Genomic DNA, 14,639 nt, shown 5'->3' on the forward strand with positions numbered 1-14,639 from the left:
GCCCAGGGCATAGAAACAAGCTGATGAGGAAACGTCTGATGGCCGGCAAAACGCTCTACGACAAGCTCTGGGATTCGCATTTGGTCAAGCAGCGCGACGATGGTTCGGCGCTGATCTATATCGATCGTCACATCATCCACGAAGTGACCTCGCCGCAAGCCTTCGAAGGCCTGCGTCTGGCCGGGCGCAAGCCGTGGCGCATCGATGCCAACATCGCGACCCCGGACCACAACGTACCGACCACTCCGGAGCGCAAGGGCGGCATCAGCGCCATTGCCGACCAGGTCTCGCGTTTACAGGTTCAGACCCTCGACGACAACTGCGATGAATACGGCATCGTCGAATTCAAGATGAACGACGTGCGCCAGGGCATCGTCCACGTGATCAGCCCGGAGCAGGGCGCGACCTTGCCGGGCATGACCGTGGTCTGCGGCGACTCGCACACCTCGACCCACGGTGCGTTCGGCGCATTGGCCCACGGTATTGGCACTTCCGAGGTCGAGCACGTGCTCGCCACCCAGTGCCTGGTCGCCAAGAAAATGAAGAACATGCTGGTGCGCGTCGAAGGCCAGTTGCCGTTCGGCGTGACCGCCAAGGACATCGTCCTTGCCGTGATCGGTAAGATCGGCACCGCCGGCGGTAACGGCCATGCCATCGAATTCGCCGGCAGCGCGATCCGTGATTTGTCCATCGAAGGCCGCATGACCATCTGCAATATGTCCATCGAAGCCGGCGCCCGGGTGGGCCTGGTGGCGGCGGACCAGAAGACTGTGGATTACGTCAAGGGTCGCCCGTTTGCACCGAAAGGCGCCGAGTGGGATCTGGCGGTTGAATCCTGGAAAGACCTGGTGTCTGACGCCGACGCGCATTTCGACACCGTGGTCGAACTCGACGCCGCACAGATCAAGCCGCAAGTCAGCTGGGGCACTTCGCCGGAAATGGTATTGGCCGTTGATCAGAACGTGCCGGACCCGGCCAAAGAAATGGATCTGGTCAAGCGCGACTCGATCGTCCGCGCCTTGAAATACATGGGTCTGACCGCCAATCAGGCGATCACCGACATCCAGCTCGACCGCGTATTCATCGGTTCCTGCACCAACTCGCGCATCGAAGACCTGCGCGCTGCAGCGGTGATCGCCAAGGGCCGCAAGGTCGCATCGACCATCAAGCAGGCCATCGTGGTGCCGGGCTCGGGTCTGGTGAAGGCGCAGGCCGAGGCCGAAGGTCTGGACAAGATCTTCCTCGAAGCCGGTTTCGAATGGCGTGAGCCGGGTTGCTCGATGTGTCTGGCGATGAACCCGGACCGTTTGGAGTCCGGCGAGCATTGCGCCTCGACGTCCAACCGTAACTTCGAAGGCCGTCAGGGCGCCGGTGGCCGTACCCACCTCGTCAGCCCGGCCATGGCCGCTGCGGCGGCGGTGAACGGTCGTTTCATCGACGTTCGTGAATTGATCTGAGGAGCGCAGCATGAAAGCTTTTACCCAGCACACTGGCCTTGTCGCACCTCTGGATCGTGCCAACGTCGACACCGACCAGATCATCCCGAAACAGTTTCTGAAGTCGATCAAGCGCACCGGTTTCGGCCCGAACCTGTTCGACGAATGGCGTTACCTGGATGTCGGCCAGCCGTATCAGGACAACTCCAAGCGCCCGTTGAACAAGGAATTCGTGCTCAACGCCGAGCGTTATCAAGGCGCCAGCGTGTTGCTGGCCCGCGAAAACTTCGGTTGCGGCTCCAGCCGTGAGCACGCGCCTTGGGCGCTGGAAGAATACGGTTTCCGCAGCATCATCGCGCCAAGCTACGCCGACATCTTCTTCAACAACAGCTTCAAGAACGGCTTGTTGCCGATCATCTTGAGCGATGCCGAAGTCGATGAACTGTTCAAGCAGGTCGAGGCCGCGCCGGGTTATCAGTTGCAGATCGATCTGCACGAGCAGACCGTGACCAGCCCGAACGGCAAGGTGTACCGCTTCGAGATCGACGCGTTCCGCAAACACTGCCTGCTCAACGGTCTGGACGACATCGGCCTGACCTTGCAGGACGGCGATGCGATTGCGGCGTTTGAAGCCAAACATCGTGCGAGCCAGCCGTGGTTGTTCCGCGACGCCTGAATTTGAAAGGTTGAACCCCAACAAAGGAAGTCCCCATGACCAGCACCGCCCAGCACAGTCAGGTTGTACAGAAGCAATTCGGTGAACAGGCCGCCGCCTACCTGAGCAGCGCCGTTCACGCTCAAGGCACTGAATTTGCGCTGCTGCAGGCTGAGCTGGCGGGGCAGGGCGAGGCTCGGGTGCTGGACCTGGGGTGCGGCGCCGGGCACGTGAGTTTTCACGTCGCCCCACTGGTGAAGGAAGTGGTGGCCTACGACCTGTCGCAGCAGATGCTCGATGTGGTGGCCGCTGCTGCGGTTGATCGCGGTTTGAACAACGTTTCCACAGTCAACGGTGCGGCCGAGCGCCTGCCGTTCGCCGATGGCGAGTTCGACTTCGTGTTCAGCCGCTATTCGGCGCACCATTGGAGCGACCTCGGCGTGGCCCTGCGCGAAGTGCGTCGGGTGCTGAAGCCGGGTGGCGTGGCGGCGTTCATTGATGTGCTGTCGCCGGGCAGTCCGCTGTTCGACACCTATTTGCAGAGCGTCGAAGTGCTGCGCGACACCAGCCATGTGCGCGATTATTCTGCCGGTGAGTGGCTGCGCCAGGTCAGCGAGGCCGGTCTGCACACCCGCAGCACCACGCGTCAGCGCCTGCGTCTGGAGTACAACAGCTGGGTCGAGCGCATGCGCACGCCCGAAGTGATGCGCGCCGCAATCCGCCAGTTGCAGCAATCGATGGGCAACGAAGTGCGCGAATATTTTGAGATTGAGGCCGATGGTTCGTTCAGTACAGATGTACTGGTGCTCTGGGCTGAAAAGTAATCTTGGAACAATAAGTATTTTTCCGGGCGCGCCAGTCGCTGGCGCACCGACTGAAGACACGAGGAAAGCATGAGCAAGCAGATTCTGATTCTCCCAGGCGACGGTATTGGTCCGGAAATCATGGCCGAAGCGGTCAAGGTGCTGGAGCTGGCCAATGACAAGTACAGCCTGGGCTTCGAGCTGAGCCATGACGTGATCGGTGGCGCCGCCATCGACAAGCACGGCGTGCCGCTGGCCGATGAAACCCTCGACCGTGCCCGCGCTGCCGACGCTGTGCTGCTGGGCGCCGTGGGCGGCCCGAAATGGGACGCCATCGAACGTGACATCCGCCCTGAGCGCGGTCTGCTGAAAATCCGTGCGCAACTGGGCCTGTTCGGCAACCTGCGTCCGGCGATCCTGTACCCGCAACTGGCCGATGCCTCGAGCCTGAAGCCGGAAATCGTTTCCGGCCTGGACATCCTGATCGTCCGTGAGCTGACCGGTGGCATCTATTTCGGCGCGCCGCGTGGCACCCGTACCCTGGAAAACGGCGAGCGTCAGTCCTACGACACGCTGCCGTACAGCGAAAGCGAAATCCGCCGTATCGCCCGTGTCGGTTTCGACATGGCCATGGTCCGTGGCAAGAAGCTGTGCTCGGTGGACAAGGCCAACGTATTGGCGTCCAGCCAGTTGTGGCGTGAAGTGGTCGAGCAGGTGGCCAAGGATTACCCTGAGGTCGAACTGAGCCACATGTACGTCGACAACGCCGCCATGCAACTGGTGCGCGCACCGAAGCAGTTCGACGTGATCGTCACCGACAACATGTTCGGCGACATCCTGTCCGACGAAGCGTCGATGCTCACCGGCTCCATCGGCATGCTGCCGTCGGCTTCGCTGGATGCCAACAACAAGGGCATGTACGAGCCTTGCCACGGTTCGGCACCGGACATCGCTGGCAAAGGCATCGCCAACCCGCTGGCGACCATTCTGTCGGTGTCGATGATGCTGCGTTACAGCTTCAATCTGCACGAAGCGGCGGATGCCATCGAGAAAGCGGTCAGCGTGGTGCTGAATCAAGGCCTGCGCACCGGCGACATCTTTTCGACCGGTTGCACTAAAGTCGGTACGCAGGAAATGGGTGACGCAGTAGTCGCCGCGCTGCGGAATCTGTAATCTCTCGGGCCCGCTGCGAAATTCAATACAAAGCAGCGGCCCACTTTTCAAGAAGGTGTAGTTGCGATGAAACGTGTAGGTCTGATCGGTTGGCGCGGTATGGTCGGTTCCGTGCTCATGCAGCGGATGCTGGAAGAGCAGGATTTCGATCTTATTGAGCCGGTGTTTTTCACCACTTCCAATGTCGGTGGCCAAGGCCCGTCCGTGGGCAAGGACATTGCTCCGCTCAAGGACGCTTACAGCATTGAAGAGCTGAAGACCCTCGACGTGATCCTGACCTGCCAGGGCGGCGACTACACCAGCGAAGTGTTCCCGAAGCTGCGCGAAGCCGGCTGGCAGGGTTACTGGATCGACGCGGCCTCGAGCCTGCGGATGAACGACGACGCCGTCATCATCCTCGATCCGGTCAACCGCAAGGTCATCGACCAGCAGCTCGATGCGGGCACCAAGAACTACATCGGCGGCAACTGCACCGTCAGCCTGATGCTGATGGGCCTGGGCGGTCTGTTCGAGGCCGGTCTGGTGGAGTGGATGAGCGCCATGACCTATCAGGCGGCCTCCGGTGCCGGCGCGCAGAACATGCGTGAACTGATCAAGCAGATGGGCGCGACCCACGCCGCTGTCGCCGATCAACTGGCCGATCCTGCCAGCGCGATCCTCGACATCGACCGTCGTGTGGCCGAAGCCATGCGCAGCGACGCGTACCCGACCGAAAACTTCGGTGTACCGCTGGCAGGCAGCCTGATCCCGTGGATCGACAAGGAACTGCCGAACGGCCAGAGCCGCGAAGAGTGGAAGGCCCAGGCCGAGACCAACAAGATCCTCGGCCGCTTCAAGAGCCCGATCCCGGTCGACGGCATCTGCGTGCGCATCGGCGCCATGCGCTGCCACAGCCAGGCGCTGACCATCAAGCTGAACAAAGACGTGCCGATCGCCGACATCGAAGGGCTGATCAGCCAGCACAACCCATGGGTCAAGCTGGTGCCGAACAACCGTGAAATCAGCATGCAGGAGCTGAGCCCGACGAAAGTCACCGGCACCCTGAACGTACCGGTCGGTCGTCTGCGCAAGCTGAACATGGGTTCGCAGTTCGTTGGCGCGTTCACCGTCGGCGACCAGTTGCTGTGGGGTGCGGCCGAGCCGCTGCGCCGCATGCTGCGGATCCTGCTGGAGCGTTGATCGCTTGAAGCAATGAACGAACCCGTGCCTTGCAAGAGGCGCGGGTTTTTTTTGCCTGTCTGGCAGCCACCCGGTAAAGTGCCGCTCCCCCGTTCCACCAGAGGTCGCACCATGAGTCAGCCCATTGATATTGCCGTGATCGGCGCCACCGGTATTGTCGGCGAAACCCTTGTGCAGATTCTCGAGGAGCGCGACTTTCCGGTCGGCAACCTGCACCTGCTGGCCAGCAGCGAATCCGCCGGCAGCTCGGTGCTGTTTCGCAACAAGAACGTGCGCGTGCGCGAAGTCGACGAGTTCGATTTCAGCAAGGTCAGACTGGCGTTCTTTGCCGCCGGCCCGGCGATCACCCTGAGCTACGCGGCTCGCGCCCATGCGGCGGGTTGCTCGCTGGTGGATCTGTCTGGCGCCTTGCCGGCGGATCAGGCGCCGCAAGTAGTGGCGGAGGCCAATGCCGATGTACTGGCCGGTTTGAAAGTGCCGTTCCAGGTCAGCAGCCCGAGCCCGTCGGCTACTACTCTGGCCGTGGTGCTGGCGCCGTTGCTCGATCTGGTCGATCTGCAATATGTGCATGTCACCGCCAATCTGGCCGTTTCTGCCCAGGGCCGTGAGGCGGTTGCCGAGCTGGCCCGTCAGACGACGGAGCTGCTGAACATGCGCCCGCTGGAGCCGACATTCTTCGATCGGCAGATGGCGTTCAACCTGTTGGCTCAGGTCGGCACGCCGGACGCGCACGGCCACACGCTGCTGGAAAAACGTCTGGTGCGCGAGCTGCGCCAGGTGCTGGCCAAACCTTCATTAAAGATTTCCGCAAGTTGCGTTCAAGCCCCGGTGTTTTTTGGCGATAGCTTTAGCGTGACCTTGCAGTCAGCGAGCGCGGTCGACCTGGAAAAGGTCAATGCCGCGCTTGAAGACGCCGAGGGGATCGAGCTGGTCGAGGCCGGCGATTACCCGACCGCTGTCGGTGACGCGGTGGGGCAGGACGTGGTCTATGTCGGGCGGGTGCGTAGCGGTGTCGACGAGCCGTCGGAACTTAATCTGTGGCTGACGTCAGATAACGTACGCAAAGGCGCGGCGCTCAACGCGGTGCAAGTGGCCGAGTTGTTGATAAAAGACCTGCTGTAAAAGATACTTGGCAACAATTTGTCGACTGATTCTAGCCGGGCGCTATGCTTGGCCAGATCGCTTGATGACGTAATACCCTCCGGGACTTTCCGGGGCATCAAAGAAATGATCGCGCGCGGCATGCTGTCGTCGTCGCGCGCAATGCCTTACGGCAGCGACAATCAACATCTTCTCGCTGGCCGAGGAACGTTCAAACAAAGGAAGAGGCTATGGTTCAAGTTCGCAAACTGGTGTTAGCAATAGCGGCCGCCTCGGCGCTGTCCTCCGGTATGGCGCATGCCCTCGGGCTCGGGGAGCTGACCCTGAAGTCGACCCTGAACCAGCCGCTGGTGGCGGAAATCGAGCTGCTCGATGTCAAGGATCTCACGGCTGCCGAAGTGGTTCCGAGCCTGGCCTCGCCGGAAGATTTCGCCAAGGCCGGCGTTGATCGCCAGGCCTTCCTCAATGATCTGACCTTCACCCCGGTGCTCAACGCCAGCGGCAAAAGCGTGCTGCGCGTAACCTCGAGCAAGCCGCTGTCGGAACCGATGGTGAAATTCCTCGTACAGGTGATGTGGCCGAACGGCCGCCTGCTGCGCGATTACAGCGTGCTGCTGGATCCGTCGAAGTTCTCGCCGCAGACCGCTGATGCCGCTGCGCAACCGGCGCCGTCGCAGACGATCACCGCACCCACTACCGGCGCCACGCATCCGAGCCACACTACCACGCCGCGCGATACCCTGTGGGAAATCGCAGCCAAGGCGCGCACTGGCGGTTCGATCCAGCAAACCATGCTGGCGATTCAGGCTCTGAACCCTGACGCATTCATCGACGGCAACATCAACCGCCTGAAAACCGGCCAGGTGCTGCGTCTGCCGGATCAGGTGCAAAGCACTGCGCTGCCGCAGTCCAAGGCGATTGCCGAAGTGGCCGCGCAGAACGAGGCCTGGCGTCAGGGGCGTCGTTACGTGGCCAAGCCAGGCACTGGTCAGCAACAGCTCGATGCCACCAAGCGTGGCCGCGCCAATGCCGGTGCTGCGCAGAATGCCAAGGACAACCTGAGCCTCGTTTCCGCCGAAAGCGGCAAGGCTCGTGGCAAGGGCCCGGCCGGTGATGCCAAGGCCCTGAGCAACAAACTGGCAGTAACTCAGGAAAGCCTCGACACCACCCGTCGTGACAATGCAGAGCTGAAAAGCCGCATGGCTGATCTGCAAAGCCAGCTGGACAAACTGCAACGCCTGATCGAACTGAAGAACAATCAACTGGCGAAAATGCAGGCTGAAGGCCCGGGCACTGCTCCGGCGCCGGCAGCTGACGCGGCTGCGCCAGCCGTTGCGCCGGTTCCGGCCATTACTGCGGAACTGGCTGCGACTCCACCGGCGACTCCGGCCGAGGCGGCACCTGCCGCACCTGCGCCCGAAGCCGCCGCTCCGGCACCGGTTGAGCCAGTGGTCGAGCCGAAGCCTGCTGCCGACGAAGACAAGACCTTCAACGAACTGCTGACCAACCCGATCCTGCTGGGTCTGGTCGGTGGTGGTGCGGTGGTGTTCCTGCTTCTGCTGTTGCTGCTGGCCCGTCGTCGCAAGGCGCAACAGGAAGCCGAGAAACATCTGCGCATGGCCCGCGCCCTGGAAGAACAGTCGTTCTCGCCTGAGCTCGATCTGCCGGAAGACAGCTTCGAAGGTCTGGAAGTGCCGGCGGCAAGCGTCAAGCTCACGCCTGCACCGGCTCCAGCCCCGGCGCCTGCCCCTGTGGTGGCTCCGGTGGTGATGGCCGAGCCGATCGCCGCGCCACTGGTAGCCCCGGCAGCCGAGCGTTCCGATGACGTGCTGGACAAAGCACAGTCGCACATCGATGGCGGTCGTCTGAATCAGGCTGCGGCGTTGCTGGAGGAGGGCGTCAGCCAGGAGCCGCAGCGCAGTGACCTGCGTCTGAAATTGATGGAAGTCTACGGTCGCCAGGGTGATCGTGATGCCTTCGTCGGTCAGGAGCGCCAACTGGTTGCCAATGGCGACAACTTCGCCAAGGTCGAAGAGCTGAAAAAACGCTTCCCGGCCATGGCGGTCGTTGCGGCTGCCGGTCTGGCGGCAGCGGCCATTGCGGCCGAGCTGGACGAGGATTACGTCAAGGAACTGCTGCTTGATGAGCCAGAAGCGCCTGCCGCCGAGGCGGACGACGATCTGGACAGCGCTTTTGACCTGAGCCTGGATGATCTCGACAACATCAAGCCGGTGGAACCTGTCGCTCCTGTGGCTGCTGTCGAACCTGAAGCGCCGGTCGAGCTGGACGAATTCCCGGCCGATGACGACCTGAGCTTCGAGTCGGTGCTGCAGCAACAGACCGAAATCAAGGAAAACCTCGACGACCTGTCCGACTTCGATCTGGACCTGGATCTCGGGGCTGATCCTGCGCCTGTGCCGGTTGAACTGGCTGACGACGATTTCCTGCTGGATCTCGACGAGAGCGTGAAAGATCTGCCGCCGGTCGAGCCGCCAGTGGTGGCTGAAGCCCCTCTGGACGATCTGGAGCTGCCAGCCGATTTCGATCTGTCCCTGGCCGACGAGATGGATGCGACCCCGGCTGAGCCGGATGCCTTCACCGCCGAATTGGACGACGTCAATGCCGAGCTGGATCGCCTGTCGAGCAGCATCAACGAGCCGAGCTTCACCGAAGCCGACGCAGCGTTGGGTGGTGATCTGAACGACGAGGACTTCGACTTCCTCGCCGGTACCGACGAAGCCGCCACCAAACTCGATCTGGCCCAGGCCTACATCGACATGGGCGACAACGACGGCGCGCGCGACATCCTCAACGAAGTGCTCAGTGAGGGTGATGACAAGCAGAAGAGCGAAGCGAAGGAAATGCTTTCGCACCTGGCCTGAGTCAGCGTTCGGCAGTAAACAAACGGCAGCCCATCGAGGCTGCCGTTTTTGTTTGGGTCTGGTATCCCCGGTGCGCCGCCTTATAATGCCCGCCTTTGTAGATCAGCAGGCTGTACCGACTTGGCAAACATAGATAACCCGGCCGCCGAAATGGCCCCCGAAGGCTTTTTTCGCGTCGCCCTGGGCGTTGAGTACAAGGGTTCGCGCTACAGCGGCTGGCAGCGCCAGTCCACGGGTGTGCTCACCGTGCAGGAAACCCTGGAAAAAGCCTTGTCGAAGGTCGCCAATTCGCCGATCTCGCTGCAATGCGCCGGGCGCACCGACGCCGGCGTGCATGCCTGCGGGCAGGTCGTACATTTCGACACCCAGGTCGACCGCTCGCTGAAAGCCTGGGTCATGGGTGCCAACATCAATCTGCCCCACGACATCAGTGTCAGTTGGGCGAAGGTCATGCCTGCGCACTTCCATGCGCGGTTCAAGGCCATTGCCCGGCGTTATCGCTACGTGATCTACAACGATCAGATCCGTCCGGCGCATCTCAATGAAGAAATCACCTGGAATCACCGTCCACTGGACGTGGAACGCATGGCCGAGGCCGCGCAGTACCTGATTGGTACCCATGATTTCAGCGCCTTCCGTGCCGGTCAGTGTCAGGCCAAGTCGCCGATCAAACAGATGCATCATCTGCGCGTGACCCGTCACGGCAAGATGATCGTGCTGGACATCCGCGCCAACGCCTTCCTGCACCACATGGTGCGCAATATCGCCGGGGTGCTGATGACGATCGGTGCCGGCGAGCGGCCGCCGGAGTGGATGAAAGAAGTGCTGGAAAGCCGCGAACGTCGCTCCGGCGGGGTCACGGCGCATCCGTTCGGGCTGTATCTGGTGCAGGTCGAGTACCACGACGAGTTCCCGTTACCCGAGCGTTTCATCGGGCCACATTTCCTTACGGGTTTCTCGGAACTTGACGGCTGACGCCCTCGAATGCATTTGTTACCATCCGGGACTTTCCCGGATTTGCCCTGAGGTTTTTATCGACATGTCGGCCGTTCGCAGCAAGATTTGCGGGATTACCCGCATAGAAGATGCGTTGGCAGCCGTCGAGGCCGGGGCCGATGCCATCGGGTTCGTGTTCTACGCTAAAAGCCCACGTGCGGTGACAGTGCAGCAGGCGCGGGCGATCATCGCCGCATTGCCGCCATTCGTGACCACGGTAGGGCTGTTCGTCAATGCCAGCCGTTGCGAGCTCGGGGAAATCCTCGATGCCGTGCCGCTGGATCTGCTGCAATTTCACGGCGACGAGACCGCTGCCGAGTGCGAAGGCTGGCACCGGCCATATATCAAGGCCCTGCGGGTCAAGGCGGGCGATGACATCGCCGCCGCCTGCAATGCCTACCCGAGCGCCAGTGGCGTTTTGCTTGATACCTATGTCGAAGGTGTACCCGGTGGAACCGGCGAGGCGTTCGACTGGTCATTGATACCGCAAGGCTTGAGCAAGCCGCTGATTCTGGCCGGCGGCCTGACCCCGGAGAACGTCGCTGACGCCATTGCCCGAGTGCGGCCATACGCCGTGGACGTCAGTGGTGGGGTAGAGGCGAGCAAGGGCATCAAGGATCACGCAAAGATTCGGGCGTTCATCAACGCCGTACGTTGATGTGACGGCTGGCAGACTGCCGCCGTCCACAGCTCTGTAGAAAAGAGGCTGAGGGTCTTTTCGGGTTGTACGCAGGTCAGTTCCGCTGACCCGGCAATCCATCGATCATCGCCACACATGAATTTAGCTGAAGGGCATACGCGGGGCCGCGAACCAGAGCGTTCGGGCCGCCGGTACTGGAGAAAGAAAGCATGAGCAACTGGTTGGTAGACAAGCTGATCCCTTCGATCATGCGTTCGGAGGTCAAGAAGAGCTCGGTGCCTGAAGGCCTGTGGCACAAATGCCCGTCCTGCGAGGCCGTGCTGTATCGTCCGGAGCTGGAAAAGACCCTGGACGTTTGCCCTAAATGCAACCATCACATGCGTATCGGCGCACGTGCGCGCATCGACATCTTCCTGGATGCCGAAGGCCGTGTTGAGCTGGGCGCCGACCTGGAGCCGGTTGACCGTCTGAAATTCCGCGACGGCAAGAAGTACAAGGATCGCCTGGTGGCTGCCCAGAAGCAGACCGGCGAGAAAGACGCACTGGTTTCCATGAGTGGCACCCTGCTGGGCATGCCTGTCGTGGTTTCGGCGTTTGAATTCAGCTTCATGGGCGGCTCCATGGGCGCCATCGTCGGTGAGCGCTTCGTGCGCGCCGCCAACTACGCCCTGGAAAACCGTTGCCCGATGGTCTGCTTCTCCGCCTCCGGTGGTGCGCGCATGCAGGAAGCCCTGATCTCGCTGATGCAGATGGCCAAGACCTCGGCGGTGCTGGCACGCCTGCGTGAAGAAGGCATTCCGTTCATCTCCGTGTTGACCGACCCGGTCTATGGCGGCGTTTCCGCCAGTCTGGCGATGCTGGGCGACGTGATCGTCGGCGAGCCGAAAGCGCTGATCGGCTTCGCCGGTCCGCGTGTGATCGAGCAGACCGTTCGTGAAAAACTGCCGGAAGGTTTCCAGCGCAGCGAGTTCCTGTTGGAACACGGCGCAATCGACCTGATCATCGACCGCCGCGAGCTGCGTCCACGCCTGGGCAACCTGCTGGCGCAACTGACCGGCAAGCCAACCCCGACCTTCGTTGCTGCGCCGATCGAGCCGATCGTCGTTCCGCCGGTGCCTGCCAACGTATGACCGAGCGCACCCTTGGCGAGTGGCTCGCCTACCTTGAGCAGTTGCATCTCTCGGCCATCGACATGGGGCTGGAGCGTTCGCAACAGGTAGCGTCCCGCATGGGGCTGGGCCAGCCGGCGCCTCGGGTGATTACGGTCACCGGCACCAACGGCAAGGGTTCGACCTGCGCTTTCGTGGCTTCGCTGCTGCGGGCGCAGGGCCTGAGCGTTGGTGTCTACAATTCCCCGCACCTGCTGCGTTACAACGAGCGGGTGCAGCTCAATGGCGTCGAAGCCACTGATGCACAGCTGTGCGAAGCCTTCGCGGCGGTCGAGGCCGGGCGTGGCGAAACGTCCCTGACTTACTTCGAAATGGGCACCCTGGCGGCGTTCTGGCTATTTCAGCAGGCCGGGCTTGATGCGGTGGTGCTGGAAGTCGGGTTGGGCGGGCGTCTGGACACGGTCAACGTGGTCGATGCCGACATCGCGCTGGTCACCAGCATTGGTGTCGATCATGCCGATTACCTGGGCAACACCCGCGAATCCGTGGCCTTTGAGAAGGCCGGGATTTTCCGTCAGGGCAAACCTGCGCTGTGCGGCGATCTGAATCCTCCACAACCTTTGCTGGACAAGGCGCGCGAGCTTGCTTGCCCGTTCTTCCTGCGTGGGCGCGATTTCGATCTCGGCATCACTGATAAATTCTGGCAGTGGCGCGGCACCGATGCCGATGGTCAGGTCGTCGAGTTGCGGGATTTGCCGCTGCTCGATCTGCCGATGGAAAACGCCGCGCTGGCGTTGCAGGCTTATCTGCTGCTGGGTCTGCCTTGGGGTGCTCAACAGATTGTTGCGGCCTTGCAGGCGACTCGCGTGGTCGGTCGTCTGGATCGTCGCTCGTTCGAATGGAACGGCAAGCGCCTGAACCTGTTGCTGGATGTCGGGCATAACCCGCACGCGGCGGAGTATCTGGCCCGGCGCCTGGCGGCCCGTCCGCCGGTCGGCAAGCGCCTGGCGGTGTTCGGCCTGTTGGCGGACAAGGACCTGGACGGTGTGGTCGGTGAGTTGAATGCCAGCGTCCAGCATTGGGCGGTGGCGCCACTGGATTCGCCGCGAGCGCGTCCGGTGGCTGAATTGAATGTTGCATTGCAGAACCTTGGCGCGTCGGTCACGTCTTATGACAGCGTGGCGGCCGCTCTGGAAGGGCAGTGTGCAGTGGCCACCAGCGACGACGAGATCTTGCTGTTCGGATCATTTTATTGTGTCGCCGAGGCCCTTGAATGGCTGGCCCGGCGCTCCACGGAGGAAGCGGCAAATGGCTTTGCTGGATAAAGCGTACAAGCAGCGCATGGTCGGTGCCCTGGTGCTGGTGGCGCTGGCGGTGATTTTTCTGCCGATGCTGTTTTCCCGTCAGGACGAACAGCGTCAGGTGACCGTCGAGGCGCCGGCTGCTCCGCAGGCGCCTGCCGTAGCTCAGATCCAGATGGAGACAGTGGCCGTGCCTGAGCCACAGGTTCTGCCTCAGGAGCCAGTACCGAGCGATTACGAAGTGGCCGAGCAAGCGGCGCCAGCGGCACCTATTGCGCCAGCAGCTCCAGCTCCTGCGCCGGTAGCCAAGCCAGTCGCAGTTGCTCCGGCACCTGCACCCGTGACCAAGCCTGCTGCAGCCCCGGCCCAGCCGATCGCCGCACTGTCTGCCAAGCCGGACACCACCCAGAGCCGCGTCGATGCCAATGGCCTGTCGGTGAGCTGGTCGGTGCAACTGGCCAGTCTGTCGAGCCGTGCCAGCGCCGAAAGCCTGCAGAAAACCCTGCGCAGTCAGGGTTACAACGCTTACATTCGCTCCGCCGATGGCAAGAATCGGGTGTTTGTCGGTCCGCTGATCGAGCGCGCCGAAGCCGATCGTTTGCGCGATCTGTTGAGCCGCCAGCAGAACCTCAAGGGGTTTGTGGTGCGCTTCCAGCCCGAGCGTGGCTGAAAACTATCACCTCGATTGAAATGCACTGACAATCGCAGCTTACCGACAGCCATGCGCTCTGCTAAAATGCGCCGCCTTATCCGTCTGTAGGCTGCACTGTGCCATTTACCTGGGTTGACTGGGCGATCGTTGCAATCATCGCCATCTCCGCTTTGATCAGTTTGAGCCGCGGCTTCGTCAAGGAAGCACTATCGCTGGTGACCTGGATCATCGCAGGAGCGGTTGCCTGGATGTTCGGTGGCTCACTGTCCGAGTATCTCGCCGGATACATTCAAACACCGTCGGCTCGTGTCATCACGGGCTGTGCCATCATGTTTGTCGCCACACTGATCGTGGGCGCAATGATCAATTATCTTATCGGCGAGTTGGTTCGCGTCACCGGGTTGTCCGGGACCGATCGATTCCTCGGCATGGCCTTCGGCGCTGCGCGTGGCGTGTTGCTGGTGGTCGTGGCGGTCGGGCTGTTGAGCCTGGGGCCGGTACAGCAGGACGGGTGGTGGAAAGAATCACAGCTCGTGCCAAAGTTTCTATTGGTCGCCGACTGGTCCAAGAACCTGATTCTCGGGTGGAGCAGTCAGTGGCTTGCCAGCGGAATCAGCGTACCCGCTGATATTCCGTTCAAGGAGCAACTCTTGCCGTCGGCCAAAACGCCTCAGTGAGTGTTGTTCAGTTCAGATCCATTAAGTAGGGGTTG

13 protein-coding genes are annotated in these 14,639 nt (G+C 61.8%); all 13 read left to right on the plus strand.

Features of this window, described 5'->3' with window-relative positions; genetic code table 11:
* Positions 1-38 precede the first annotated feature (38 nt).
* The 13 genes from leuC (at position 39) to R1A29_RS09170 (ending at position 14,604) form a co-directional block, all read left to right on the plus strand.
* Positions 39-1,457 (plus strand): 3-isopropylmalate dehydratase large subunit, encoded by a 1,419-nt coding sequence (leuC, locus tag R1A29_RS09110; protein WP_085711997.1) that lies wholly within the window; start codon positions 39-41, stop codon positions 1,455-1,457.
* A 10-nt stretch (positions 1,458-1,467) separates the two neighbouring features.
* Positions 1,468-2,112, plus strand: coding sequence for a 3-isopropylmalate dehydratase small subunit (gene leuD, locus R1A29_RS09115; protein WP_007956446.1), 645 nt, complete (start codon positions 1,468-1,470; stop codon positions 2,110-2,112).
* A gap of 35 nt (positions 2,113-2,147) precedes the next feature.
* Positions 2,148-2,915: a class I SAM-dependent methyltransferase gene (locus R1A29_RS09120; RefSeq protein ID WP_134826072.1), complete on the plus strand. Its 768-nt coding sequence runs from the start codon at positions 2,148-2,150 to the stop codon at positions 2,913-2,915.
* 69 nt (positions 2,916-2,984) lie between these two features.
* Complete coding sequence (gene leuB, locus R1A29_RS09125; RefSeq protein WP_438301218.1) at positions 2,985-4,067, plus strand: 3-isopropylmalate dehydrogenase; 1,083 nt, start codon at positions 2,985-2,987, stop codon at positions 4,065-4,067.
* A gap of 66 nt (positions 4,068-4,133) precedes the next feature.
* Positions 4,134-5,246, plus strand: a complete 1,113-nt coding sequence (gene asd, locus R1A29_RS09130) for an aspartate-semialdehyde dehydrogenase (RefSeq protein WP_011333354.1) — start codon at positions 4,134-4,136, stop codon at positions 5,244-5,246.
* Positions 5,247-5,357: 111 nt separating this feature from the next.
* Complete coding sequence (locus R1A29_RS09135; RefSeq protein ID WP_438301219.1) at positions 5,358-6,368, plus strand: aspartate-semialdehyde dehydrogenase; 1,011 nt, start codon at positions 5,358-5,360, stop codon at positions 6,366-6,368.
* A gap of 209 nt (positions 6,369-6,577) precedes the next feature.
* A complete protein-coding gene (locus R1A29_RS09140) occupies positions 6,578-9,229 on the plus strand; it encodes a FimV/HubP family polar landmark protein (protein ID WP_438301220.1) in 2,652 nt (883 codons plus the stop codon).
* Between the two features lie 150 nt (positions 9,230-9,379).
* The gene (gene truA, locus R1A29_RS09145; RefSeq protein WP_085712002.1) at positions 9,380-10,204 is read left to right on the plus strand and encodes a tRNA pseudouridine(38-40) synthase TruA; all 825 of its coding nucleotides are present in this window, start codon (positions 9,380-9,382) and stop codon (positions 10,202-10,204) included.
* A 64-nt stretch (positions 10,205-10,268) separates the two neighbouring features.
* Complete coding sequence (locus tag R1A29_RS09150; protein ID WP_438301221.1) at positions 10,269-10,883, plus strand: phosphoribosylanthranilate isomerase; 615 nt, start codon at positions 10,269-10,271, stop codon at positions 10,881-10,883.
* A gap of 191 nt (positions 10,884-11,074) precedes the next feature.
* Positions 11,075-11,995, plus strand: coding sequence for an acetyl-CoA carboxylase, carboxyltransferase subunit beta (gene accD, locus R1A29_RS09155; RefSeq protein WP_085712004.1), 921 nt, complete (start codon positions 11,075-11,077; stop codon positions 11,993-11,995).
* Positions 11,992-13,299: a bifunctional tetrahydrofolate synthase/dihydrofolate synthase gene (gene folC / locus R1A29_RS09160; RefSeq protein WP_438301222.1), complete on the plus strand. Its 1,308-nt coding sequence runs from the start codon at positions 11,992-11,994 to the stop codon at positions 13,297-13,299. Before accD ends, folC begins: the two co-directional genes overlap by 4 nt.
* Positions 13,283-13,945 (plus strand): SPOR domain-containing protein, encoded by a 663-nt coding sequence (locus R1A29_RS09165; protein ID WP_432219136.1) that lies wholly within the window; start codon positions 13,283-13,285, stop codon positions 13,943-13,945. Before folC ends, R1A29_RS09165 begins: the two co-directional genes overlap by 17 nt.
* 98 nt (positions 13,946-14,043) lie before the next feature.
* Positions 14,044-14,604 (plus strand): CvpA family protein, encoded by a 561-nt coding sequence (locus R1A29_RS09170; protein ID WP_007956464.1) that lies wholly within the window; start codon positions 14,044-14,046, stop codon positions 14,602-14,604.
* Positions 14,605-14,639 lie beyond the last annotated feature (35 nt).

This window comes from Pseudomonas sp. NMS19W, assembly GCF_051554255.1.
Taxonomy (GTDB): domain Bacteria; phylum Pseudomonadota; class Gammaproteobacteria; order Pseudomonadales; family Pseudomonadaceae; genus Aquipseudomonas; species Aquipseudomonas kribbensis.